Source organism: Arthrobacter sp. YC-RL1 (assembly GCF_001454985.1).
GTDB classification, from domain to species: Bacteria; Actinomycetota; Actinomycetes; order Actinomycetales; family Micrococcaceae; genus Glutamicibacter; species Glutamicibacter soli.
Map to the genome: position 1 here is coordinate 1,591,402 of NZ_CP013297.1, position 25,362 is coordinate 1,616,763.

General features: G+C 62.6%; 21 protein-coding genes and 1 pseudogene. 10 read left to right on the top strand and 12 right to left on the bottom strand.

Going from position 1 to position 25,362, the window contains the following annotated elements:
* Positions 1–61: 61 nt before the first annotated feature.
* The gene (locus ATC04_RS07445) at positions 62–529 is read left to right on the top strand and encodes a nucleoside deaminase (protein ID WP_047119471.1); all 468 of its coding nucleotides are present in this window, start codon (positions 62–64) and stop codon (positions 527–529) included.
* Positions 530–558: 29 nt separating this feature from the next.
* Here the strand turns inward: ATC04_RS07445 and ATC04_RS07450 are convergent, their stop codons facing one another.
* Both ATC04_RS07450 and glnA read right to left on the bottom strand, forming a co-directional pair.
* Positions 559–906: a hypothetical protein gene (locus tag ATC04_RS07450; RefSeq protein WP_047119470.1), complete on the bottom strand. Its 348-nt coding sequence runs from the start codon at positions 904–906 to the stop codon at positions 559–561.
* Between the two features lie 87 nt (positions 907–993).
* On the bottom strand, positions 994–2,418 hold the full coding sequence (glnA, locus tag ATC04_RS07455; protein ID WP_047119469.1) for a type I glutamate--ammonia ligase: 1,425 nt from the start codon (positions 2,416–2,418) through the stop codon (positions 994–996).
* A gap of 263 nt (positions 2,419–2,681) precedes the next feature.
* On the opposite strand from glnA, the gene ATC04_RS07460 reads away from it, so the two are divergent.
* Positions 2,682–3,119 carry an RDD family protein gene (locus ATC04_RS07460; protein ID WP_047119468.1) on the top strand — a complete coding sequence of 146 codons (438 nt, stop codon included), beginning with the start codon at positions 2,682–2,684 and terminating at the stop codon, positions 3,117–3,119.
* A 103-nt stretch (positions 3,120–3,222) separates the two neighbouring features.
* Here the strand turns inward: ATC04_RS07460 and ATC04_RS07465 are convergent, their stop codons facing one another.
* The 3 genes and pseudogenes from ATC04_RS07465 to lipB all read right to left on the bottom strand — a co-directional run.
* Complete coding sequence (locus ATC04_RS07465; protein ID WP_047119467.1) at positions 3,223–3,972, bottom strand: DUF4191 domain-containing protein; 750 nt, start codon at positions 3,970–3,972, stop codon at positions 3,223–3,225.
* A 154-nt stretch (positions 3,973–4,126) separates the two neighbouring features.
* Entirely contained in the window at positions 4,127–5,128 is a 1,002-nt protein-coding gene (gene lipA, locus ATC04_RS07470; RefSeq protein WP_053798379.1) for a lipoyl synthase, read from the bottom strand.
* A 33-nt stretch (positions 5,129–5,161) separates the two neighbouring features.
* Positions 5,162–5,812, bottom strand: a pseudogene (lipB, locus tag ATC04_RS07475) (lipoyl(octanoyl) transferase LipB); the annotation flags it as partial.
* 249 nt (positions 5,813–6,061) lie between these two features.
* Between lipB and ATC04_RS07480 the strand changes: the two are divergent.
* Positions 6,062–7,435 carry a protein kinase gene (locus ATC04_RS07480; protein ID WP_197413522.1) on the top strand — a complete coding sequence of 458 codons (1,374 nt, stop codon included), beginning with the start codon at positions 6,062–6,064 and terminating at the stop codon, positions 7,433–7,435.
* Positions 7,436–7,523: 88 nt separating this feature from the next.
* Here ATC04_RS07480 and ATC04_RS07485 read toward each other — a convergent pair whose 3' ends face one another.
* From ATC04_RS07485 to ATC04_RS07500, 4 genes are all read right to left on the bottom strand, one after another.
* Positions 7,524–7,874: a hypothetical protein gene (locus ATC04_RS07485; RefSeq protein WP_047119462.1), complete on the bottom strand. Its 351-nt coding sequence runs from the start codon at positions 7,872–7,874 to the stop codon at positions 7,524–7,526.
* Positions 7,875–7,988: 114 nt separating this feature from the next.
* Positions 7,989–9,707: a 2-oxoglutarate dehydrogenase, E2 component, dihydrolipoamide succinyltransferase gene (gene sucB / locus ATC04_RS07490; protein ID WP_047119461.1), complete on the bottom strand. Its 1,719-nt coding sequence runs from the start codon at positions 9,705–9,707 to the stop codon at positions 7,989–7,991.
* A 116-nt stretch (positions 9,708–9,823) separates the two neighbouring features.
* Entirely contained in the window at positions 9,824–11,203 is a 1,380-nt protein-coding gene (gene lpdA / locus ATC04_RS07495) for a dihydrolipoyl dehydrogenase (RefSeq protein ID WP_047119460.1), read from the bottom strand.
* A gap of 242 nt (positions 11,204–11,445) precedes the next feature.
* Positions 11,446–12,960 carry a leucyl aminopeptidase gene (locus tag ATC04_RS07500; RefSeq protein WP_047119459.1) on the bottom strand — a complete coding sequence of 505 codons (1,515 nt, stop codon included), beginning with the start codon at positions 12,958–12,960 and terminating at the stop codon, positions 11,446–11,448.
* 277 nt (positions 12,961–13,237) lie between these two features.
* Between ATC04_RS07500 and ATC04_RS07505 the strand changes: the two genes are divergently transcribed.
* The 4 genes from ATC04_RS07505 to ATC04_RS07520 all read left to right on the top strand — a co-directional run bounded on the left by ATC04_RS07505 (position 13,238) and on the right by ATC04_RS07520 (position 18,106).
* A complete protein-coding gene (locus tag ATC04_RS07505; protein ID WP_231735936.1) occupies positions 13,238–14,182 on the top strand; it encodes a PAC2 family protein in 945 nt (314 codons plus the stop codon).
* On the top strand, positions 14,179–15,447 hold the full coding sequence (locus tag ATC04_RS07510; RefSeq protein WP_052772402.1) for an MFS transporter: 1,269 nt from the start codon (positions 14,179–14,181) through the stop codon (positions 15,445–15,447). The genes ATC04_RS07505 and ATC04_RS07510 overlap by 4 nt, the downstream gene beginning before the upstream one ends.
* A gap of 91 nt (positions 15,448–15,538) precedes the next feature.
* Positions 15,539–16,642, top strand: a complete 1,104-nt coding sequence (locus ATC04_RS07515) for a DUF4192 domain-containing protein (protein ID WP_047119457.1) — start codon at positions 15,539–15,541, stop codon at positions 16,640–16,642.
* Positions 16,643–16,897: 255 nt separating this feature from the next.
* Positions 16,898–18,106 (top strand): RNA polymerase sigma factor, encoded by a 1,209-nt coding sequence (locus ATC04_RS07520; RefSeq protein WP_120989248.1) that lies wholly within the window; start codon positions 16,898–16,900, stop codon positions 18,104–18,106.
* Positions 18,107–18,286: 180 nt separating this feature from the next.
* Here the strand turns inward: ATC04_RS07520 and ATC04_RS18770 are convergent, their stop codons facing one another.
* On the bottom strand, positions 18,287–18,511 hold the full coding sequence (locus tag ATC04_RS18770; RefSeq protein WP_047119455.1) for a hypothetical protein: 225 nt from the start codon (positions 18,509–18,511) through the stop codon (positions 18,287–18,289).
* A gap of 223 nt (positions 18,512–18,734) precedes the next feature.
* Here ATC04_RS18770 and ATC04_RS07525 point away from each other — a divergent pair, with 223 nt between their 5' ends.
* Entirely contained in the window at positions 18,735–20,843 is a 2,109-nt protein-coding gene (locus ATC04_RS07525; RefSeq protein WP_047119454.1) for a DNA topoisomerase IV subunit B, read from the top strand.
* A gap of 84 nt (positions 20,844–20,927) precedes the next feature.
* Here the strand turns inward: ATC04_RS07525 and ATC04_RS07530 are convergent, their stop codons facing one another.
* Together ATC04_RS07530 and ATC04_RS07535 are read right to left on the bottom strand one after the other, a co-directional pair.
* The gene (locus ATC04_RS07530; RefSeq protein WP_047119453.1) at positions 20,928–21,893 is read right to left on the bottom strand and encodes a M56 family metallopeptidase; all 966 of its coding nucleotides are present in this window, start codon (positions 21,891–21,893) and stop codon (positions 20,928–20,930) included.
* Between the two features lie 23 nt (positions 21,894–21,916).
* A complete protein-coding gene (locus ATC04_RS07535; RefSeq protein WP_047120787.1) occupies positions 21,917–22,288 on the bottom strand; it encodes a BlaI/MecI/CopY family transcriptional regulator in 372 nt (123 codons plus the stop codon).
* Positions 22,289–22,707: 419 nt separating this feature from the next.
* Between ATC04_RS07535 and ATC04_RS07540 the strand changes: the two genes are divergently transcribed.
* Together ATC04_RS07540 and cydB are read left to right on the top strand one after the other, a co-directional pair.
* On the top strand, positions 22,708–24,309 hold the full coding sequence (locus ATC04_RS07540) for a cytochrome ubiquinol oxidase subunit I (protein ID WP_047119452.1): 1,602 nt from the start codon (positions 22,708–22,710) through the stop codon (positions 24,307–24,309).
* A gap of 27 nt (positions 24,310–24,336) precedes the next feature.
* Positions 24,337–25,362: a cytochrome d ubiquinol oxidase subunit II gene (gene cydB, locus ATC04_RS07545; protein WP_047119451.1), complete on the top strand. Its 1,026-nt coding sequence runs from the start codon at positions 24,337–24,339 to the stop codon at positions 25,360–25,362.

Sequence of the window (25,362 nt, forward strand, 5' to 3'; positions counted from 1 at the left end):
AATTTCGGTTCGGCGCCCCCGGATTGCCCGGCAGCGCCGATGGTTTGAGGGGGAAAAGGACATGGATCCGCAGTTAATGCAGGCAGCGGTCGACCAGTCGGTACTGGCGCTGGAAAGCAACGACAGCGGCCCGTTCGGGGCGGTCGTGGTACTGGACGGCAAGGTCATTGCCACCGGATACAACACCGTGGTGCATGATTCGGATCCGACGGCCCACGCGGAGGTCAACGTGATCCGCAAGGCCGGACAGGCTCTGGGAACCTTCGACCTGTCACAGTGCGAGCTCTACACCAGCTGCGAGCCGTGCCCCATGTGCCTCGGCGCCATCTACTGGGCGCGATTCAAGCACGTCTACTACGCGAACGACCGGCAGGACGCGGCGAACATCGGCTTCGACGACAACTTCATCTACACCGAACTGGAGCTTCCCATGAGCGAACGGCGCATCCCGTTCACCAAGGTCGAGCTGGCCTCGGCTCTGGGGGCCTTCGAAGCGTGGACCGCCAAGGTAGACAAGCAGGAATACTAGCCGCCGCTGATTCAGGGTTGGCTTGGCGATTAGCGGTGTTCCACGTCCGGCCAAGCCACGCGGAAGCGTTCGGTGGGCTGCAGGGCCTTGGTGCGCAGCGCATTGGCCAGGACGATGCCGTGGGGTGAGATTTCCAGTATGTTCAGCACCTCGGCGGCATCGCGGGAGCCGGCATCCAGCACCCAGGTGGTCATCACCTCGCTGATGCCGCGATCCACCAGCAGCTGCTCGCCGTCCACGTATCCGCAGGCATCCGCCGCTGCGTGGCCCAGGACATTGCGCGGGGTCACCAGTTTGTAGTCGGGATCCGCAGGGTCGAGATGACCCACGGTTTCGCCGTCTTCGCGCTGCACGCCGACCCGGGCGGAAAAGTCCATGACGCCAGCGTACCCCGGAACGAAACAACGCCGGGTTCCACCCGTTGGTGGAACCCGGCGTAGTGCTGTCACCCCGCAGGGCGGGGATTAGCAGCCGTAGTACAGCTCGAACTCGTATGGGTTCGGGCGCAGGCTCAGTGGCTTGATTTCGTATTCGCGCTTGTACTCGATCCAGGTCTGGATCAGGTCCTCGGTGAACACGCCGCCCTCGAGCAGGAACTCATGGTCGGCTTCCAAGGCCTTGAGCGCCTCCTCAAGGGTTTCAGGAGCACGCTGGATGTCCTTGGCCTCTTCGGCAGGAAGCTCGTAGAGGTCCTTGTCGATCGGGTCTGCAGGCTCGATGCGGTTCTTGATGCCATCCAGGCCAGCCATCAGCTGGGCTGCGAAGGCCAGGTACGGGTTCGAGGAAGCATCTGGAGCGCGGAACTCGATGCGCTTTGCCTTCGGGTTCGAACCGGTGATCGGGATGCGGATACCGGCCGAGCGGTTGCCCTGCGAGTACACCATGTTGACCGGTGCCTCGAAGCCCTTGACCAGGCGGCGGTAGGAGTTCACGGTCGGGTTGGTGAAGGCAAGCACCGCATCTGCGTGCTTCAGCAGGCCGCCGATGTACCAGCGGGCGGTGTCGGACAGGCCGGCGTAGCCCTTCTCGTCGTAGAACAGCGGATCGCCGTTGCTCCACAGCGACTGGTGCACGTGCATGCCCGAGCCATTGTCGCCGAAGACCGGCTTCGGCATGAAGGTTGCGGACTTGCCCCAGGCATCGGCCACGTTCTTCACGATGTACTTGAACAGCATCAGTTCATCGGCGGCATGCACCATGGTGTTGAACTTGTAGTTGATTTCAGCCTGGCCGGCAGCGCCAACCTCGTGGTGGCTGCGCTCGACTTCTAAGCCTGCTGCATCCAGCTCGACGCAGATGGCATCGCGCAGGTCAGCCTGCTTGTCGGTTGGGGAGACAGGGAAATAGCCGCCCTTGAACGGGGTCTTGTAACCCTGGTTGCCGCCCTCTTCCTTGCGACCGGTGTTCCATGGCGCTTCGTCAGAGTCGATCTTGTAGAACGCACCCTGCGGCTTGGACTCGTAGCGGACGTCTTCGAAGATGAAGAATTCTGCTTCCGGAGCGAAGAATGCGGTGTCGGCGATGCCGGTCGATTCCAGGTAGGCCTCGGCACGCTCGGCCACGCCACGCGGATCGCGGTGGTACGGCTCGCCGGTGCGGGGGTTGATGATCGAGAAGTTCATGGCCAGGGTCTTCTCGATACGGAATGGATCGATGAACGCGGTGCTGACATCCGGGATAAGCTGCATGTCGGAATCAGAGACACCTGCGAATCCGCGAATGGAGGAACCATCGAAGAGCTGGCCGTTGACGAAGAAGTCCGCGTCGACCGACTTGGCTGGAACATTGAAGTGCTGCTGGACACCTGGAAGGTCAGTGAATCGAATGTCGACGAACTTGACGTCCTCTTCGGCAATGTAGGCCAAAGCTTCTTCTGGACTCTTAAACATGTGCAGGTTACTCCCTGGTGAGATTTAGGTTTGGTAAACGGAACGATCACACGAAATGATCTGAGCTGTTCTCTTGCTTACCCATCAAGCTTACCTAGGATCCGTTTCTTATTGGTGTCTCTATTGTTTCGTCCGCGTTACAAACAACATGTTCGGGCGTGTCGTACGTCTCTGATCAGTGTGAAAGCACGGGTGTAACAAACAAATCCGTGCGGAAAATCAGTGAAAAATGTTTACACAGGGTGCGCGGATAGACTAGTGGGGTGGAACGCAAAGACTTTAGTTCGTGGCTTGAAGGCCCGCCCCAGCTTAATTCCCAGCATTGGCCGGGGGAGCACATGGGCCGTCCGGAGAAGGGCCCCGGCTCGATTGGGCGCCTGCCGCGCCGGCTCGGGGCAATCAGCATCGACTGGGGGCTGTCGATGCTGCTCAGCTGGTGGCTTTTCGACCTGAACGACTGGGCAACGTTGGCGCTGTTCGGCCTAGGCCAGATCATCGGAGTAGGCATCACCGGGCATACCATCGGCCATCGGGTCTTCAGGATGCAGGTCCAGTCGATGGACGGTACTGCGGTCACGCCGTTGCAGGGACTGATTCGCTCGGTGCTGCTCTGCCTTTTCATCCCGGTACTGATTGCCGACAAGGACCAGCGCGGACTGCACGACCGACTGGCCAAGAGCATCCTAGTCAACATCCGCTAGCAAGAGCAGGCTCCCTCGGCCCGGGCACGAGGTCCCTGGCGCTGCACAGAATCAAGACAAAAAAGAAACCGCATCGAACGATGCGGTTTCTTTTTATCCGGTCCTAGCCTCGCATGGCGCGGCGGTTCGGGCGAACGCGGTTCGGGTCGATGCCCTTGGGGATCGGCAGGCGATTCGCGGTCAGGGTGCTCAGACGCTTCTCGACTGCGCTGACCTCAAGCTTGGTGATCGACTTCGGAAGCTTCTTCATTTTCTTGGCGACGTCTTCCAAGGCCACCTGGTCTTCGTCCTGGCCGGCGTTGATCACGTGGATCGGAACGTTCGGCAGGACGCGGCCGACTCGTTTGCGCTCGGAGATCACCAGATCGCGCACGCGGGACTTGGGGCCTTCGGAGACCAGCACCACGCCGGCGCGGCCAATGGCCATGAACACGAGGTCCTGGTGGCGGTTGTAGGCAACCGGTTCCTCTTTCAGGATCCAACCGCGACGCAGTACGCTCATCGCTGCGCCGACAGCACCCGGTCGTCCGACCAGCTGCGAGAAGGCGGCCTTCTCGGCGCGGCGGGACATGATGTACATAGCAGCGAGCAGGGCCAGCGGGATCGAGATGATCAGCATGGTGACCCAGTTGCGGATCAGCAAGCCGATGACCAGGCCCACGGCGATGATTCCCAAGGCAGCCAGAGCCATCCACCAGACGACCATCGGGTCGTGGCGGCGGGTCATCTGGAAGACCTGGCCGATCTGCTTTAGGCGACCGGGCTCTTTGTTCTGCTTCTCAGCTTTTGGTTTACGCGAAAAAAGCCCACGCTTTGATTGCGAGGCAGCGTCGTTGTCGGAGTTTTTGGCCATAGTGCCTCAATTCTACGCGATGAATCTATGAGATCTAATCCAGTGCGGGAAATTGCCAGTCCCGTACGGCTGCGGGGGAGGGCCAACGCACGATGTCCCGGCCCGAATGGTCCGGAGTGTACCATTCGGGCCGGGACATTTCCGGCGGCGTTGCCTAGCTTCCGATCAGCGAGGCAGCTTCCTGACGGGTGTCGCCGGAGGATTCGATGTGCGCGAGCGCCTCGGGGATCTCGCGGCCCTTCTTGCGCATGGCTCCTGCCCACAGTCGCCCGGCCCGGTACGACGAGCGCACCAGCGGCCCGGACATGACCCCGGCGAAGCCGAGCTCTTCGGCTTCCTGCTGCAGCTCCAGGAATTCCTGCGGCTTCACCCAGCGGTCAACAGGCAGGTGACGTTCGGTCGGGCGCAGATACTGGGTAATGGTCAGCAGGTCGCAGCCAGCCTCGTGCAGGTCGCGCATGGCCTCCGAGATTTCCTCGCGGGTCTCGCCCATGCCCAGGATCAGGTTCGACTTGGTGATCATGCCGCGCTGGTGGCCATGGGTGATGACGCCCAGAGAGCGCTCGTAGCGGAACGCCGGGCGGATGCGCTTGAAGATGCGCGGCACGGTTTCCACGTTGTGCGCGAAGACCTCCGGAGCGGAGTCGCAGATCGCGTCCAGGTTCTCCGGCTTGCCGGAGAAGTCCGGGATCAGCAGTTCCACGCCGGTGTTCTCGTTGAATTGGTGGATGCGGCGCACGGTTTCCGCGTACAGCCAGACACCCTCGTCTTCGAGATCGTCGCGGGCGACTCCAGTCACGGTGGCGTAGCGCAGGTCCATCTTCTTCACGCTCATGGCGACCTTGAACGGCTCGGAGCGGTCCAGCGCCGCCGGCTTGCCTGTGTCGATCTGGCAGAAGTCGCAGCGGCGGGTGCACTCGGAACCGCCGATGAGGAATGAGGCCTCGCGGTCTTCCCAGCACTCGAAGATGTTCGGGCAGCCGGCTTCTTCGCAGACGGTGTGCAGTCCCTCGGACTGCACCAGGTTTTTCAGCCCCACGTATTCAGGACCGATGTTGAGTTTCGCCTTGATCCACTCGGGCTTGCGCTCCACGGGTACGGCGGCGTTGCGCTTTTCAACGCGCAGTAGTCGACGGCCTTCTGGCTCGATGCTCATTGACTGCTCTTTCTAAAGGAAGGGAGTGGTTGTCTAGACGACTTGAGGGGTGAGGAGACGCTCAAGCTCCTGCTGGACGCGATCGACCACGTCGCTGGGGGAGATTTCGCGGCCCAGTTCCTTGGAAATCGTGGTGACGCCGGCATCCGTGATGCCGCACGGGATGATCTGGTCATAGGCGTTGAGATCATTCGAGCAATTCAAGGCGAAACCGTGCATGGTCACGCCGTGGTTGATTCGAATTCCGATGGCGGCGATCTTGCGGTCCTGCTCGCCCTCCGCACCTGGAACCCACACCCCGGAGCGTCCCTTCACCTGCGCGGTGGGGATGCCGTACTCGTCGACCACGTTGATCAGCGCTTGTTCGAGGGTTTCCACGTATAGCCTGATTGCGCTGATCTTGCGCAGCTTGACGATGGGATAGCCAATGAGTTGTCCTGGGCCGTGCCAGGTGAGTTTGCCTCCGCGGTCAACGTCAACAACGGGGGTGCCGTCGAGGGGAAGATCTTCGGGTTCAGTTCGTTTGCCAGCCGTGTAAACGGCTGCATGTTCGAGGAAGAGGACTTTTGGGGTTTGTTCGTCCGCGGCCACCGCATCATGCAGCTGGATCTGGTAGTCCCAAGCCTGCATGTACGGAATGTATTCTGTGCCGAGTCCGACTCTTTCGAATTCGATCGCCATGGGGGTTACCCTACGCCGTTGAACCGGCGGTCGCTAATTCGCCACCACCCGCTGTACATGTGGATAACGAATTTGCAATTCGGGATTATTCGGTAGAACGGAACCATGGATGAATCAACGAATGTGCTGGCCTGGCCAACGTGCCCCGGTTACATGACAGTGAAACCCTTAAGTACCAAGTCACCATGCAAAGTTTGGCTCATTCGACGAGAGTCGGACCAGCAATATATGGTGCTGAAACTTAGTCTGACTATGGAAAATGTGGCATCGCAGAGGCTTCACAATGTCAATGCCGCGAGGAAATATGTCGTCGATTCTTACGGCATGCTCAGCACCCAGCTAGGCGACGGGTTGCTGATGGAGTACTGCCCGGGTGGCAGCCTCGCTGCGCTCATGGCTCGGCGCTCGAACTTCACGCTCGCCGAATGCGTGACAGCTCTGGCCCCCATCGCCCAGGCCATTGCGGGACTTCATGCAGCAGGGATGCGGCACGGGGACATTTCGCCGTCCAACATCATGCTCACGGCACAGGGCATGCCGAAGATCATCGACTTCCAGGAAGCCTCTTTGAGCCAGGATGCGGCTGAAGTCGCCGGGACGCCCGGATTCATCGCACCCGAGACGTTCACAGGCGCAGGGGAGGAGGAGCTCGGCGCCCGGGACGTCTTCGCGCTGGGAAGCTGCCTCTGGTACCTTTTGGACGGCGAACCACCGGACGAGCCGCATTACCGCCCGCCGGTCAGGGTCCAGTTTCCCGGCGTTCCCGAGATCATCCAGGAGCTCCTGGCCGACTCGTTGGACGAAGATCCGCTGCAGCGCCCCACCGCGGACCAATTCGCCCGGACGCTGTTCTCCAGCATTCCGGCCGCGCCGATCCACTGGGAAGGGTTCATCGACACTGACAGCAACCAGCTGATGGATACGATCCACCCTGACGTGGCGGCACGGACGCAACACCGTCGAGCCGGGTCACGTCGGAAAGCAGGAAAGACCAGCACCGTCATTCCGGGAGATAGTGGCAGCTGGCACGGGCACCGTCTACGCCGCACCCCCGGAGGCGCGAAGGTCGTTGCCGCGCTCGCGATCGGAGGCATCGCGTTTGCGGCCAGCTTCCTAGGGGTGAAATACCTGTTGCCCGGCCAACCGCCGGACCCGGCGGCACAGGGCGCAGTACCGGGCGAGACGCCAGGCTGCCGGATCCTGGACGTCGGGGAGGTCCCAGCCTGCTCCTTCGAAGCCGATACAGTCATTGCAAGCTTCCTGGCACTGTCCGCCGCGCGTGACCGGGCCATGAACTCAGGCGATTCCTCGGCGCTGCGAAAAATCTACGTCGAGGACTCGGAGCAACTGCAGAGGGACCGTGAAACCCTGGACTCGATGCGCAAGCTGAAATTGCGGTTCAATGGCCTCGAAACGAAATTGGAGGATGTCTCGATCCAGGCTCGCGGCTCCGCAGACACCGTGATCCTTCAGGCCCTTTCGACGCACAGTTCCTATACCTACGTTGATGCAGCCGGCACGTTGCGGCACCAGGTGGCCGCGGGCGACCCCGAACGGATCCAGGTCGAGGTCGAGCTTGTTGACGGCCAGTGGTTCCTCGGGACGGTGCTCAGTCGCAGCGACTGAGAATCAGCGCCCGTTAAACTGCAAACGGCCGTTCTCCCAGGAATCAGGGAGAACGGCCGGTGAGCGGACGCAACAGCGTGTTGGGCGATTAGCTCCAGAGCACTGCGACGGCAATGTTGACCAGTGCCAGCCCGCCGACTGCGTGGGCGATGCCGGTGGAGACTTCCTGGCCTGCCTTGACCTTCTTGCGGCCGATGAAGGCGGCCACGGCGATGCCCAGGGCGATGACGACCTTCACACCGATCTTGATGTGGTTGACGTCAGCGTCCTGCGCTTCGTAGATGCCTACCAGTGCCAGGCCGGTGATCACCTGCAGCAGCGCACCGTACCACTGCCACACGTTGACAGTAGGGGTCTTGAAGTTGGCCAGCCAGCCGCCGAAGATCGCTGCCGCACCCAGAATGTGCAGGAATACGAGGAAAGAGATTGCAAAAGTCATATCTCCAGAGTAGTCGAGGTTCGACGCATTGTAGAAACGACAAGGGGAAGCTTCCACCGCCGGCGAACCAACGTGAAAGCTTCCCCTTGCTAGAAGCGCTGAAGCGTCCCGGCCTTACAGGCCCAGATCGCCCTCGAATGCGCCGCCTTCAAGACGTGCCTTGACGGTCTGCAGGAAGCGACCGGCATCGGCACCGTCTACCAGACGGTGATCGTAGGTCAGGCACAGGTACATCATGTGGCGGATCGCAATCGAGTCATTACCCTCGGCGTCGGTGACGACCATTGGGCGCTTGACGATTGCACCGGTGCCGAGGATGGCAACCTGTGGCTGGTTGATGATCGGGGTGTCGAACAGGGCGCCAACCGAACCGATGTTAGTGATCGAGAAGGTGCCACCGGACAGCTCGTCCGGACCGATCTTGTTGCTGCGGGTACGGGCAGCGACATCAGCGATCTTGTTGGCCAGACCAGCAAGGTTCAGATCGCCAGCGTTGGAAACCACAGGAACCAGCAGTCCCTTGTCGGTATCCACCGCGAATGCCAGGTGCTCGGCATTGTGGTAGGTGATCTGCTGAGTCTCTTCGTTGTACTCGGCGTTCAGCTTCGGGTGGGCCTTCAGAGCCTCGGCAACAGCCTTGGCGATGAACGGCAGGTAGGTCAGGTTCACACCGTTGACTGCCTTGAAGTTGCTCTTGGCCGAGCCGCGCAGCTTCACGATGCGGGTCATGTCGATCTCGTGGACCTGGGTCAGCTGAGTCGAAACGTCCAGCGATTCGCGCATGCGGCGGGCGATGACCTGGCGGATGCGCGGAGCCTTCTCGGTGGTGCCGCGCAGGCTCGAAGCCTCCACTGCCGGGGCGGCTGGCTTGGCGGCAGCAGGAGCGGCGGCAGCGGCTGGAGCAGCTGCTTCCTTGGCGGCAACTGCGTCAAGCACGTCCTGCTTGCGGATGCGTCCGCCAACACCGGTGCCCTTGACCGAGGCGATGTCGATGCCGTGCTGGTTGGCCAGGCGGCGAACCAGTGGGGTGACATAACCCGAATCGTTCGACTCGGCGGCTGGAGCAGCTGGTGCGGCCGGAGCCGGAGCGGCAGCAGGTGCCGGAGCGGCCGGGGCTGCAGGAGCGGGGGCCGGAGCTTCTTCCTTGGCAGCCGGTGCTTCCTCCTTGGTGGCCGGAGCTTCTTCCTTGGCTTCCGGAGCTGGCTCGGCTGGAGCAGCAGGAGCTGCATCTGCCGAACCGATGACGGCCAGGACTGCGCCGACCTCAGCGGTCTCGTCTTCCGGAACGCGGATTTCCAGCAGGGTGCCGGCCACTGGGGACGGAACCTCGGTGTCGACCTTGTCGGTGGAAACTTCCAGCAGCGGCTCGTCGACGGCGACTTCCTCGCCGACTTCCTTCAGCCAGCGGGTGACGGTACCCTCGGTGACCGACTCGCCCAGGGCAGGCAGGGTGACCTCGGTGCCGGAAGCGGAGCCAGCGGCAGGAGCCGCAGGAGCAGACTCGGCAGGTGCTGGTGCTTCTTCAGCGGCAGGCGCCTCTGCGGATGCCTCTTCGGCGGCAGGAGCAGCAGGGGCAGCAGACTCGCCGGCACCCGATCCGTCGCCAATGCGGACCAGGGGAGCGCCGACTTCGGCTTCCTCGTCCTCGGCGACAAAAATTTCCTCGATGACTCCGGCAACAGGCGAAGGAACCTCGGTATCAACCTTGTCGGTGGAAACTTCCACCAATGGCTCGTCGACCTCTACGCGGTCGCCGACCTGCTTCAGCCAGCGGGTTACCGTACCTTCGGTAACACTTTCACCCAGTGCGGGCAGGTTTACGGTTTCAGACATCTTCCCGTATCTCCTCGTTTATAAAACTTGAATTTTGTAGGAGGCGTTGCCTCCGAGCCTAGACCATGCGGGCGGCGCGGCCGAAACCTGCGCCGCCCGCATGACTTGATGCGCTGTTAGCCGTGCAGAGGAGCGCCGGCCAGAGCCATTGCGGCTTCGCCCAGGGCTTCGTTCTGGGTCGGGTGCGCGTGGATCAGCTGTGCAACGTCCTCTGGGTAGGCTTCCCAGTTCACGATGAGCTGTGCTTCGCCGATCTGCTCGCCAATGCGGCCACCGATGCCGTGCACGCCGACGATAGGGCCGTTCTTGACACGGACCATCTTGATGATGCCGCTGGTGCCCAGGATCGAGGACTTGCCGTTGCCGGCCAGGTTGTACTCGGTGGTCTCGATCGAATCGGCGCCGAACTTCTCCTTGGCCTTGGGCTCCGTGTAGCCGACGGAGGCGATCTCTGGCTCGCAGTAGGTCACCTTCGGGATGTTGATGTCCTCGATGATGGTCGGCTTCTTGCCGGCGATTTCCTCGGCGACGAAGCGGCCATGCTGGTAGCCGCGGTGCGCCAGCTGGAGGCCTGGCACGATATCGCCGATGGCGTAGATGTTTCCAACGCCGGTGTGCAGGCGCTCATCGGTGATCACGAAACCGCGATCGATGGTGATGCCCTGCTCCTCGTAGCCCAGGTTCGCGGTGACCGGACCGCGGCCTACTGCAACCAGGACGATTTCTGCTTCCAGGGTCTTGCCGTCGGCCAGGGAGACCTTGACGCCGTTGGCATCCTGCTCGACCTTTTCGAAGAAGACACCGGTGTTGAACTTGATGCCGCGCTTCTTGAATGCGCGCTCCAGGTTCTTGATGATGGCAGGATCCTCGTTCGGAACCAGCGACGGCAGGCCCTCGACGATGGTGACGTCCACGCCGAAGGACTTCCAGACCGAGGCGAACTCGACGCCGATGACGCCGCCGCCAAGGACGATGGCGCTCTTCGGCAGGTCTTCCATGTTCAGGGCTTCGGTGCTGGTCAGGACGCGGCCGCCGATTTCCAGGCCGAAGGTCTTGGACTCGGAACCGGTGGCGAGCACGATGTACTTGCCCTTGTAAACGGTGCCATCAACATCGATGGAATCCTGCGAGACGAGGCGGCCGTTACCGGTGATAACGTTGACCTTCTTCATCTTCAGCAGGCCCTGCAGGCCCTTATGCTTGCCGGCGACGATGCCGTCCTTGTAGGTGCGGACGCCAGCCAGGTCGATCGACTGCAGCGAGGAGTTGATACCGTACTTGGCACCCTCACGTGCGTTCTCGGCAAGTTCTGCGGCATGCAGGTAAGCCTTGGTCGGGATGCAGCCGGTGTGCAGGCAGGTGCCGCCCAGCTTCTCCTTCTCGATCAGACCGACGGTGTAGCCCAGCTGGATGGCGCGCAATGCTGCCGAGTATCCAGCGGATCCACCGCCGAGGATGAGGACATCAAATTCTTGCGTTGCTGCCGAATCGGCCACGTGAACGCTCCCTCGTTATTAGCTTAGTGAGGCCGACTTTGGTCGGCCAGGGGATCGGGTCGCGGATCGATGGTTTGTGCTGGTAGGCGCGCGCCAGCAATCCGCAGTGATGTTTCAAAACTTACCTTAGTACCGTCGGCGCGGTGCAGTCACCTTCGCGCGCCCAAAAGTAGGGTATGTCTCGTTGCCCTGAACCGGCCGTGGCGCATGAAATTGATAAATTCCATGCGCCACGGATAGTCCTAGCGGGTGCCGGCCAGCTTTTCAGCGTAGGCAACCAGCGTGCGGACCTGCGAGCCGGTGCCGTTCTTCGGGGTGTAGCCCCAGGCCTTGCCCTCGTTGAAGGCGGGACCGGCGAAGTCGATGTGGGCCCAAGGGATCTTGGCGCCGTCGACCTCTCCGACGAACTCCTCCAGGAAGACGGCGGCGGTCATCATGCCGCCCATGCGTTCGCCGATGTTCGCCAGGTCTGCCACCTGCGAGTCGATGCTCGGGCGCAGCTCCTCGGGCAGCGGCATGGCCCAGGCCAGCTCGCCGGCTTCGTCGGACGCGGCGACCAGGTCGTCGCGGACCTGCTCGTTGCCCATGATGCCGGCGGTGCGCAGGCCAAGTGCCAGCATCTGCGCGCCGGTCAGGGTGGCCATGTCGATCATCACGTCAGGCTTTTCCTCGCTGGCTGCGGCCAGGCCGTCGGCCATCACCAGGCGGCCCTCGGCGTCGGTGTTCAGCACCTCGACGGTCTTGCCGCCGAACATGGTGATGACGTCGCCCGGACGGGTCGAGGCCCCGCCTGGCATGTTCTCGGCCAGGCACAGCCATGCGGTGACCTTCAGGTCCAGGCCCAGCTCGGCCACGGCGCAGATGGTCTGGAACATCGCGGCGGCGCCGGACATGTCCGACTTCATGGCGTGCATGCCTGCAGGCGGCTTCAGCGAGATGCCGCCGGTGTCGAAGGTGATGCCCTTGCCGATCAGCGCCAGGTGCTTCGGGGCCTTGGCCGGCGAGTACTCCACCTTGACCATGCGCGGCTGGCGGGCTGAGCCGCCGCCCACGCCGATCAGGCCGCCGAAGCCGTCCTTGGCCAGGCGCTTCTCGTCCATGACGGTGACCTTCAGCGGCAGCGGCTTGGTGTAGTCCTTGACCGCCTGGGCGAAGGACTCCGGGTAAAGCAGGTTCGCCGGGGTGTTGATCAAATCGCGGGTAGCGCGCACGGCGCGGCCGAGGATCGCGGCGCGCTTGAGGGCGTCCGGCAAGTCCTTGGAGGTCGCTGCGTCGGTGGCGACCATGGCTTCGGCGAGCACCGGCTTGTCGTTGGCGGCGGTGCGCAGGTTCTCGTAGCGGTAGGAGCCCAGGGCGATGCCCTCGGCGATCGCCGCGACGCGTTCGGTGGTGTCGGCAGGCAGCGCGTAGATCGCGCTCTTGGCGTTGGACATCTGGCGGGCGGCCGAACCGGCGGCGCGGCGCAGGGTCTCTGCATCCAGCTCCGACAGTTCTTTGACGCCTAGGCCGATGAACATCAGGACCTTGGCCTTGGTCTCCTCGACGGCTGGCAGCAGCGCCACCTCGTCGGCCTTGCCGCCGACGCCGATCAGGGTCAGCGACTTCTCAAGTTCGGTGGTGACGTCCGCGGAGAACGGGGACGCGGCAATTGACACCTTGTCGCCGTTCTTCAGTACGCCCAGCACCAGGGTATCGGCGCTCTTGCGCTTGATGTCGGTGCCGATGGCAGTCAGTGTGAGATCACTGGAGTTGATCACAAAATCATTCCTTCTATGCCTTTGTAGGGTCTAAGGACGAGACAGCCCAGAGTTCAATGCCGGAAACGGTGATGCCGGTGGGCTGCGTATCTCCCATAGACGATGTTATCCGAGGTCCGGCGTCGGCGTGCGATACTTCACAGCGAGCGAAAGCCCGCACGCGCTAGGATTGATGATTGAGCTGTGTCCGGATGCCGTGTGCCAGGAGCATCGTGGCGGGGCAGGAATTCTTTCCAGTGTGGTCAGTAGAGAGGTGGACATGTCCAGGGAACCGTTGATGACGTTGGTCGCGTCCGAGGTGGACGACGCCCGACTTCAGGGCCTGGGCATGTACGTGGCGCTGCGCGGAATGTCAGATGCAGGCCATGCCCACTCGCAGGTGGCCAACGAGCTGTTCGGCCGCCTGGACTCCGAGTTGTTCGCGACCTTCGACGCCGACGAGTTGGTGGCCTACACCTCCCAGCGGCCGCGGGTGACCTTCCTGGGCGACCATTTCGCCGGCTACCAGGCCCCGCGCTTGGAGATGTATCTCATGACCGACGAGCTTGAACGCAAGTTCTGGCTGCTGACCGGCGTGGAACCGGACCTGAAATGGGAGCGGCTGGTTGCCGAGCTGCTCGGCTTCATCGAGGCGTTCAACATCTGCCTCGTGGTCAGCACCGCGTCCCTGCCGATGCCGGTGCCGCACACCCGCCCGGTCGGGGTTACCGCCCACGGCAACCGCAAGGACCTGATCGAAAACATCTCGACCTGGAGCCCCACCGTGGAATCCCCGGCGGGACTGACCTCGCTGATGGAGATCCGCCTCAACGACGCAGGGCGCGACGTGGTCGGCTATTCGCTGCACACCCCGCACTACCTCGCCGAATCTGAGTACCCGGCGGTGGCGGTGGCCGCCTTGGAGCATGTCGGCGCCGCGCTGAAGCTCGCCCTGCCGACGGACAACCTGCGCGAAGCGGGCCGGCTGGTCGACACGCAACTGGCCGAGCAGCTCGAAAGCAGCACCGACGTGCGCCAGATGGTCGACGGCTTCGAACAGCGATTCGACGCGCACGCCCAGGAGCACGAGCGCCGTTCGCTGCTGCTCGACGAGGGGGAAGACATGCCGGATGCCGAGGAACTGGGCACCCGCGTTGAAGACTTCCTGGCGACGATCGAAGACACGCAGGACTGGCTGAACAATTCCGAGAATGACCCGTTCCCGGGTGAAACGGAACAGTGAGCACTTCCCACCTGAACTCGAAAAAATCGTGGCTCGTCTACGGTTTCGCAATACTTACCTACATTTCGGCCATTGCGCAGCGCACCAGCTTCGGCGTGGCCGGACTTGAAGCCACCGAGCGCTTCGACGCCAACGCGCAGATCATGGCCACCTTCTCGGTGGTCCAGCTGGTGGTCTATGCCGGGGCGCAAGTCCCGGTCGGGTTGCTCTTGGACCGTTTCGGCCCGCGCATCCTGATTACCACCGGCGCGATGCTGATGACCGCCGGCCAAGCGTTCCTCGCCATTTCAACCAACGTCCCCATGGGACTTGTCGGCCGTGTCATGGTCGGCATGGGTGATGCCATGGTTTTCGTCTCGGTGCTGAAGCTGCTGCCGCTGTGGTTCTCCGGATCGCGGATCCCCATCCTGACCCAGCTGACGGGAACGTTCGGCCAGTTGGGGCAGCTGATCAGCATCTTCCCGTTCCACATGATCCTCGTGGCCCGCGGATGGACTCCCGCCTTCTCGGTCCTCTCGGCCTTTGCCTTCGCGACGCTGATTACCACCATCGCCTTTGTCCGCAACGGCGACAGCTGGGCGCACGCCAAGCAGGGCGCCGGAACGCACCAGGGATCGCGCCTACTGGCGGCCTTGCGGCAGCCCGGCACCAGGCTCGGATTCTGGACCCACTTCTCCACCGCATTCATGATCAATACGTTCATGATGACCTGGGGCTACCCGTTCCTGGTCCAAGGCCAAGGGATCGACAGCGCACTGGCTTCGAGCCTGATGTCGGTGTTCGTCGTGGTCGCAGTGCTGGTCGGTCCGCTGCTTGGCGCCTTGACATCTCGGCATCCGGGCAAGCGCTCCTTCTTCGCGCTGGGAATCATCGCCGGGATGGTCGTGATGTGGGCTATCGTGCTGCTGTGGCCGGGACAGGCGCCGATGTGGGTGCTGATCATCCTCATGGTTGCAGTCGCCGCCGGTGGCCCGGCGTCGGTGATCGGCTTCGACTTCGCCCGCACGTTCAATCCGCCCCACCTGCAGGGAACCGCAACCGGCGTGGTGAACACCGGCGGCTTCATCGGCGCCTTCATCACGATCTACGTCATCGGATTCATCATGGACTGGGCCTACAAAGCCGGCGGCTCGACCGGGGAGCTCTACAACCTCCCGGCATTCCGCGTCGCGCTGTCCTTCCAGTTCGTCATGATGGTCATCGGGGTGTCCTTCATGCTGATTGAACGGGGTAAGGCCAGGCGATTCCTGGCCGAAAACGGCTAGCTCCGCGTCCTTCGCCGGCCTGCCCCTTTGGTTCTCCACAGTTCGCCAGGCATCGGGAAAGGACACGGGCCCGGTGCTTCACCGTGGGTTCATGACTACTACACCTGAACGCCACCCGCTGTCCCTCGCGGATGTTGAAGACATCCTCGCCTACATCCCGCACGCTTTGGGATTCCACCCCGTCGATTCGGTGGTGCTCCTGCTGGTCCAGGAACAACGGCTGGAAGCAACGCTGCGCGTCGACCTGCCCGCCATGCAACCGGAGGAAGGGCTGAATGCCTGGGTGTTGCAGGTGACAAACCTCCTGCGCCGGATGCCCGAAGTGCGCAGTGTTGTCGCCGTGGTCTACGCGCCGTCAGGGCTCGGAAGTTGCCGCGAAATTCCCTACCGGGCGATGCACGAGAAACTCCGCGACCGGCTGCAGCTGCGGGGCATCGAGCTGCGCCATGCCTGGTGCCTGGGGCCCCGGTGCATCTGGGACTACCATGCGGAAAGCGTCGAGGCCTGGCTGCCAAGGCCGGAGACCGACGGAAACGAGACGCACCTGTCGATGGTGCTGGCAGGATCGGCGCCGCTGGACAAGCCCTGGGACGGGTGCGGCATGGAGCCATGGCCCAACGCGGAGAACGTCAGGGAGCTGGCGGACGCGCTCAGAGGGAATTCTGTCGAAGGAATCGCCCGCTGGGCGAAGCTACTGGAGTTGCCGCCGGAACTTGCTGCCCGGGAAATCCATGAGGACCCAACCTGCGCGGCCGAACTGATCGACTCGTTGCGTTGGAAAGTCGTGCGCGACATCCTTCCCTATCTTGCCGGTACCAGCCATGGGGAAACGGTTGATGTTCTGGTCAAGTTGTCCGAACGCGAACCGGGGGAGGAAGTGCCGGAACTGGGCCAGTTCCTGCTGGGCCAAGGGTGGCGCAGTCCCGATTGGGAGCGCACCGAGAGGTTGTGGTACCTGGCCCGCGATCTGCTGGGCATTGCGCAGAACCACCAGCGCTACGCGCTGATGTGTGTGCTCGGCTGGATTGAATGGGCCAAGGGAAGGGGATCCCTGGCCATGACGCTGTTGGACCAGGTGTTGCGCGAATGCCCGGACTACAATCTGGCGAAGCTGCTGAAGGAAATGCTCAATCAGGGCATCATGCCGCATTGGGCCACCGACCAGCTGAGGGCTTGGAGGGCCCATTTCGCATGACACGATGCGCCTTTGCGCCCTCCAAGTGGTGTCCGGGCATCAATTCATGGATAATGGTTCCACAGACCCGGTTAGGTTCGAAAGCGCCTATGCCTCAAAGTCACTGATTTTGGGAACATTTGGCGGAGCTGGTGCGTTGTAAAGGATGTGCCAACTTACGGTGATTCGTCGTGTACGAATTGCTATCGGACTTGACAGGGTCATAGTGGTGTTACCGGCAGGTGCATCCGGAACGCATCGTTAGAAAGGTTATTCGTGTCATCTTCTGAGACGAACGCTAATCGCAAGGCAACCGAGGCTGAGGTCGACGTCGCCGAGGAATCGGTATCCAAGCCTGTAGCGAAGAAGCGCGCTACCAAGGCCCGTACCAAGAAGGCAGCAGCCGACTCCGTAGATCAGACCGAAGAGGCCACCGAGCCCGAGGAACTCGACGACGATGCCGAGGCAAACGCCGAAGCAAAGGCCGGCGAGAAGCCAGAGGAAGAGTCCAAGGGCTTCACCCTCTCGACCACCGACGACGACGCCCCGCAGCAACAGGTCATGGTTGCCGGCGCTACCGCGGACCCGGTTAAGGACTACCTGAAGCAGATTGGCAAGGTTGCCCTGCTGAACGCGGAACAGGAAGTCGATCTCGCGCTGCGTATCGAAGCCGGCCTGTTCGCGCAGGACAAGCTGGATCACCACAGCGAAGGCATCGACCAGCGACTGCGCTGGGACTACGAGCAGATCATCCACGACGGCAAGATCGCCAAGAACCACCTTTTGGAGGCCAACCTCCGCCTTGTGGTCTCGCTGGCCAAGCGCTACACCGGCCGCGGCATGCTTTTCCTGGACCTGATCCAGGAAGGCAACTTGGGCCTGATCCGCGCCGTGGAGAAGTTCGACTACACCAAGGGCTTCAAGTTCTCCACCTACGCGACCTGGTGGATCCGCCAGGCGATTACCCGTGCCATGGCTGACCAGGCGCGTACCATTCGCATCCCGGTCCACATGGTTGAAGTGATCAACAAGCTGGCACGCGTCCAGCGCCAGATGCTGCAGGACCTGGGCCGCGAACCAACCCCGGAAGAGCTGGCCAAGGAACTGGACATGACCCCGGAAAAGGTGGTCGAGGTCCAGAAGTACGGCCGCGAACCGATTTCGCTGCACACCCCGTTGGGCGAGGACGGCGATTCCGAGTTCGGCGACCTGATCGAAGACTCCGAGGCCGTCGTGCCAGCCGATGCGGTTTCCTTCACCCTGCTGCAGGAGCAGCTGCACTCGGTGCTCGACACCCTATCTGAGCGCGAGGCCGGCGTTGTCGCCATGCGCTTCGGCCTGACCGACGGACAGCCCAAGACCCTGGACGAAATCGGCAAGGTCTACGGCGTGACCCGTGAGCGTATCCGCCAGATCGAGTCGAAGACCATGTCGAAGCTGCGCCACCCGTCGCGTTCACAGGTGCTTCGGGACTACCTCGACTAAGTCTTTAGTGAGCTGTGGCCGGGCCGATCCGCAAGGATCGTCCCGGCCACAGCTGCTTAATCACCCAAGCGCGGCCAGCGCGACTGGCTCCGCCGGCAGCTTGGCGGCACAAAAAACCGCAGGCGGTCCCATCCAGTGATGGGACCGCCTGCGGTGCATCCCTCGCGGGACAAGTTACGATCAGTCGTTGATGTCGACCTTCGGCTTTTCGTGGAGCCGCGAGGACTCGTCATGCCACACGGAAGTCTGTGGGCGCAGTTTTGGTTCCACGTCCCGTGCATGGTGAGCGCAGAAGAGCAGCTCGCCGCCGGTAGAAGCCAGCACAGCCCGTACGTAGGCCTGTGCACCGCAGCGGTCGCACCGGTCGAGGGCGTTGAGTTCACGACTAGGTGTTGTAGTAGTCATCGCCAGCCTCCCTAAATAGATGGTTACTCTATACAACCAGCTTTGCCCCTGACTTTATCCCGAAAGGGCCGCGCTTTCGCTCACCGCGTAGCGAGTGTGGATAAGCTCTCACGGCCGGACCGGCAACCGCATTACCGCCAAATGCCGCCAATTCGAACAAAGTAACGATTAGAATGGAATGCAAAGTAGTTCTTTTCTCGCGTCAGTAGGAGACAGCAGCCCAGTGGCCTCATCCGAAAATTACAACGCCCGCCACCTCTCGGTTCTTGAAGGCCTGGAGGCCGTGCGCAAGCGGCCGGGTATGTACATCGGTTCCACCGATTCCCGCGGCCTGATGCATTGCCTGTGGGAAATCATCGACAACTCGGTTGACGAAGCCCTGGGCGGCTTCGGCCAATCGATCAACGTGATCCTGCATAGCGACGGATCGGTCGAGGTCCAGGATGACGGCCGAGGCATTCCGGTAGACGTTGAACCAAAAACCGGATTGAGCGGCCTAGAGGTCGTTTTCACCAAGCTGCACGCCGGTGGCAAGTTCGGCGGCGGTTCCTACAGCGCCTCCGGCGGCCTGCACGGCGTGGGCGCCTCGGTGGTCAACGCGCTATCCTCCCGGCTCGATGTCGAAGTGGACCGCGGCGGCAAGACCTACGCCATGCAGTTCCGCCGTGGCGAGCCTGGAGCCTTCGTGGACAAGGGCCGCAAGAAGTTCGATGCGGAATTCATCCCGCACGAAAAGGCCACCCCGCCGGAGGTCATCGGCAAGGCTAAACGCGGAGTCACCGGAACGCGCATTCGCTACTGGGCGGATAACTACATTTTCACTCCGGACGCGAAATTTTCCTATACCGACCTCCAGGACCGGGCGCGCCAGACGTCGTTCCTGGTTCCAGGACTGCGCATCACCCTGCGCGACGAGCGCGGCCTGCCCGGCACCCCCGGGGCCGAAGGGCCTCACGAAGAGGTCTTCCAGCATGACGGCGGCATCAGCGAGTTCGTCGACTTCTTGAGCAGCGATTCGCCGGTGACTGATATCTGGCGTTTCCACGGCAGCGGCTCCTTCCACGAGAAGGTCCCGGTGATCGACGAGAACGGCCGCAGCCACATCGAGGACGTGCAGCGCGTGTGCGAAGTCGACGTCGCGCTGCGCTGGGGGATTGGCTACGACACCACGCTGCGCAGCTTCGTCAACATCATCGCCACCCCCAAGGGCGGAACCCATACGACCGGTTTCGAGCAGGCCCTGCTGAAGTCGTTCCGCAAGAACGTCGAGGCCAACGCCCGCAAGCTGAAGTTCGGCCAGAAGGACAAGCTGGAGAAGGATGACGTCCTGGCCGGCATGACCGCAGTGCTCACCGTGCGCCTGGCCGAGCCGCAGTTCGAGGGCCAGACCAAGGAAATCCTGGGCACGCCCCAGGTGCGCCAGGTGGTTTCCAAGGTTCTGGAAAAGGCCATGAACGAACGCCTCGGCTCCAGCAAGCGCAGTGAGAAGGCCGAGGCCTCCTCCTTGCTGGAGAAGGTCGTCAACGAGATGAAATCCCGCGTCTCGGCCCGCATGCACAAGGAAACCCAACGGCGCAAGACCGCGCTGGAATCCTCGTCGCTGCCAACCAAGCTGCTGGACTGCCGCAGCAAGGAAGTCGGCCGTTCCGAAATGTTCATCGTCGAGGGCGATAGCGCCCTGGGAACCGCCCGCTTGGCTCGCTCCAGCGAATTCCAGGCGCTGCTGCCGATCCGCGGCAAGATCCTGAACGTGCAGAAGGCCTCGGTCTCCGACATGCTCTCGAACGCCGAATGCGCGGCGATGATCCAGGTGATCGGCGCAGGGTCGGGCCGCAGCTTCGACATCGAGCAGGCCCGCTACGGCAAGATCATCCTGATGACCGATGCCGACGTCGACGGCGCGCACATCCGAACCCTGCTGCTGACCTTGTTCTACCGCTACATGCGGCCGATGATCGAGCACGGGCGCGTGTACGCGGCGGTTCCCCCGCTGCACCGCATCGAGATCATCAACCCCGGATCCAAGCAGAACGAAGTGGTGTACACCTATTCCGAAGCCGAGATGCAGCGCCTGCTGGCCAAGATCGAAGCCGAGGGGCGGCGCTACAAGGAACCGATCCAGCGCTATAAGGGCCTGGGTGAGATGGATGCGGACCAGTTGGCCGAAACCACCATGGATCCGCGCCACCGCATGCTGCGCCGCGTGAACATCGAGCACGCCCAGCAGGCAGAGGAGATCTTCGACCTGCTGATGGGTTCGGACGTCGCGCCGCGCAAAAGCTTCATCATCGCCGGAGCCGAAGACCTGGAGCGCGAACGCATCGACGTGTAAAACCAGCGAAAACCGAGTCCGCCGCCGCCAGCCCACGTATCGTGGGCTGGCGGTGGCGGACTTCGTTGTTGGCGGGGCCGGCGGCTACCAAGCCAGCAGGCGCGGAGCGATCAGCAGGACGGTCGGGCACACCATGAGCAGCACGGTGCAGGCAAGGACCAGGCCGCGCTGCGGTTTAGCCAGCGGTTCCTCGGGGGTGAGCAGCCGTTGCAGGCGACGGGAGGAGACTTCGCCGCCGGGCATCCCTACCTGCTGCGCGTTGGATGAACCTGCGGCGGCGGAGCCCGGAGCCTCGGGGGCGGCGGCCGCCGCGACGGTGACGATGGCCTTGAGCAGGGTTTGGCGTCTGACCTGTTCCAGAGCCTTGTCATCGGCCAGCATCTCGATCAGCTGGCGCACCGCGTCCAGCGACAGTCGGGACGTCGGAAGCCAGGGCAGCGCCTCGTTCCATGCGGTGAACGCCAGGATCAGCAGATCGTGCCGCTGGTCCAGATGCGAGCTTTCATGGGCGATCACCGCAGCCTGTTCCTCGGGGGAGAGCTTGGTGAGCAGCCCGCGGGAGAGCACGGTGACGGATTGGGCGATCCCCGGTACGCAATAGGCGACCGGCATGTCGTGATCCAGCACCAGGGTATTGGGCCGGGTCTCGGAAGGGTTGCTTAGCAGGCGGAGCAGCTGCCGATGCTTGGCGCGCTGTCTGGTGGTGCGCCATGCGGCGCGGGCCAGGGTGAGCACCAGATGGAAGCCGAACAGCAGGGCGGTGCTCAAGGCGAAAAGGTGCACGACGCCGGGATAGGGGACACCGGGTTCGCCGGTGATCAAGCCCCAGCCGGCAATCAGCGCCGAGATCAGGTCGTTCCCCAGTGGCGCCAGGCCCCAGACCAGCATGGAGCCGATCATGGACAAGCCACCGCCAAGTGCGATGGCCTGCCAGAGCAGGACAGCTTGCACGGGAGCACGGGAGGTCCATTTTGCCTTGGACAACGCCAGCGGCGTTGGCCACGCCAATGCGATAGCCAACGCCGCTAGGAAATATGAGGTGAGAAGCACTCAGTCCCCGAAGTTCGTGTAAATTAGGCGGACTTTACAGTGTCCAAGATAGCACGAAGGGATGCTGCTTCATCTGCTGAAATGCCGCCGATAAAGCGGGCGAGAACTGCTTCGCGGTCCTGGGCGGTCCCCAGGGCGTCGTTGAGCAATCCCACAGTGTGATCCTCGCGGGTGGAGGACGCGGTGTAACGGTGAGGGCGGGTGGTACGTTCGCGTATCACGAGGCCCTTCTTCTCCAGTCGTGCCAACACGGTGAGAACCGTGGTGACTGCGAGTTCCTTTGCATCGGTACCAAGTGCCGCAAGATCGTCCCGGAGGTCGTTTGCGGTGAGTGGTTCTGCGGAATCCCACAGCAGGTCCATGACGGAGCGTTCCAGATCGCCAAGGCTGGCCACTAGGTAGTACCTCACTTGCTTTAGTTGCTGCGCACCAGGCCTCCCGTCGTAACGACGTGAAATCTGGTGCTTGGAAATCTCATTGTAGCGGCATTTGACCAATATTTCTACGTACCGTAAAAGAGCTCTGTGAGCACGCCGTTTCCTATTTGCGGCGTTCCGGCTGAAGTTATGAAGGGTACTTTTTGCTGACTTGGGGAATTTAATTTCCGTGGACGTGAAACGGTTTACGGGTTTAGAATCGCCCGAACCTGATTTTTAAGGGCTGCTTCCCAGATTTCCGGGCCGCGCGAGTGACATGGCCGACGCGATTTCTACATGTTGTCGAAATTGAACTATGGTGATCACGGGAGCTAATTTCTACGGGGCGTAGAAGTTGGCAATCAACCAACTCGCGACACATATATACAGAGGACCCGATGGATGCATTAGAGATTGCCCGGTGGCAATTTGGCATTACAACCGTGTACCACTTCTTGATGGTGCCCTTGACGCTGGGCCTGGGCTTGACCGTGGCGGTGCTTCAAACCGTCTGGTACCGCACGGGCAACGAGCAGTGGCTGCGCATGACCAAGTTCTGGGGCAAGCTGTTCCTGATCAACTTCATCATGGGCGTTGCCACCGGCATCGTCCAGGAATTCCAGTTCGGCATGGCCTGGAGCGAATACAGCCGCTATGTCGGCGACGTGTTCGGCGCTCCGCTGGCCATGGAAGCCCTGCTGGCTTTCTTCGTCGAATCGACCTTCCTCGGGTTATGGATCTTCGGCTGGAAGAAGCTTCCCAAGCTGGCCCACCTTGCCACGATCTGGGCCGCGGCGCTGGCTTCGCTGCTCTCGGCCTACTTCATCCTGGTCGCCAACTCGTGGATGCAGCACCCGGTCGGCGCTGAGATCATCGACGGCAAGGCCGTCATGACCGACGCCTGGGCGGTCTTCACCAACAACACCGCGCTGATCACCTTCCCGCACACGCTCTTCGGCGCATTCGCCGTCGCCGGCGGTTTCCTGCTGGGCATCTCCTGGTTCCACCTCTACCGCCGCCGCAAGGAAGGCATCGATTCCGTCGACTCCCAGGGGCGCGTTGTCGTCGGGCAGGACCTGAGCAAGGGCAAGAGCCGCGACAAGACCGACTACCACGTGTGGATCAAGTCGCTGCGCATCGGCGCCGTCGTCGCCATGGTCTCGTTCCTCGGCGTGGCACTGACCGGCCACGAACAGGCCAAGCTCATGTTCGAGCAGCAGCCAATGAAGATGGCTTCCGCCGAAGCAGCCTGCCATGACGGCACCGGCTTCTCGGTGCTCACCCTGGGAGATATCACCTCTCCGGGCTCCACCAACTGTGCAGACATCGTGGCCACCTTTGAACTGCCTGGCCTGCTGTCCTTCCTGGCCAACGGCGACTTCACCACTGAGGTCAAGGGCGTGAACACCCTGATCCCCGAATACCAGGAGAAATACGGCAAGTACTATCCGGAGGACCCGAACTTCGGCCCGTACGCAGGCCAGGAGATCAACTACCTGCCGGTCATGGAAGTCACCTACTGGGGCTTCCGTCTGATGATCACCCTGGGCGGTCTGTCCGCGCTCACCGCGGCTCTGGCCCTGTGGCTGACCCGCAAGGGCACCGTGCCGCAGAGCAAGTGGCTCTCCCGCCTGGCGCTGCTGAGCATCGCGGCCCCGTTCGGTGCGAACTCGGCAGGCTGGATCTTCACCGAAATGGGACGCCAGCCCTTCACCGTGGCGCCGAACCCGCAGATGGGCGGCATCGACCAGGTCTTCATGTACACCGCGGCCTCGGTTTCGCCGACGGTCAGCGCCGGGGAGATGCTCTTCTCGCTGATCACCCTGACCCTCGTCTACGGCGTGCTGCTGGTAGTTGAACTGGTCCTGCTCACCCGGTACATCCGGGGCGGCATCGGCTCGGCCATGCCGGAGCTGAACGCGGCCTCTGACAAGGATGACGCCGACGGCCCGGGACACGACAAGAACGACGACGGCGACGTGCTCGCCTTCGCCTACTAGACCCGCACAGAACATAGGAGAAACACCATGGATTGGCTACCAGCTCTCTGGTTCATCCTCATCGCTGTGCTCTGGTGCGGCTACCTCTTCCTGGAAGGCTTCGACCTGGGCGTGGGCATGCTCATCGGCCTGGGCAGGAACAGCGAGAAGCGCAAGCGCGTCCTGCTGAACACCATCGGCCCGGTCTGGGACGGCAACGAAGTCTGGCTGCTCACCGCCGGCGGCGCCACCTTCGCTGCCTTCCCTCACTGGTACGCCTCGCTGTTCTCGGCGCTGTACATCCCGCTGACGCTCGTGCTCGTGGCGCTGATCTTCCGCGCCGTGTCCATCGAGTACCGCGGCAAGGCGAAGACCGAACGCTCGCGCAAGCTGTGGGACGCAGCCCTGGGCTACGGCTCGCTGGTCGCGGCCTTCGGCGTGGGCGCCATGCTGGCGCTGACCACCCTGGGCCTGCCGCTGAACGAGAACGGCGACCGCGTGGGCGGACCGTTCGCGTGGTTGACCTGGTACGCAGTGCTCGGCGGCGTGGCGGTCGTGGCCTTCTGCTGGATCCACGCGCTGGCCTTCGTCCGGCTGAAGACCGACGGCCCGGTCCGCGAACGCGCCGGCAGGCTGTTCACCCGCTGGCTGCCGCTGGCCGTGCTGCCGCTGGTGGCCTGGGTATTGATGGTGCTGCTGGACAATGACTCGGCAGTGGCTTGGGCCCTGCTGGCCGCCGCGGCGCTAGCCCTGGTCGTCAGCATCGTCACCGCCCGCGCCGGACGCGAAGGCGTCTCGTTCATCGCCTTGGGCGTGATGCTCGCCGCCGGGGTGGCGGCGATCTTCACTGCGGCGTTCCCCGTCGTGCTGCCCTCCACCCTGGACCCGGCCTTCGACCTGACGATCTACACGGCCTCCAGCTCGGCCTACACGCTGAAGCTGATGAGCATCGTGGCGGCCTTCGGCGTCCCGCTGGTGCTGGCCTACCAGTCCTGGAGCTACTGGGTCTTCCGCAAGCGCGTCAAGGAGGAGCACATCCCCGAGGCGCACCACCCGGAACCGATCGTCAAGTAG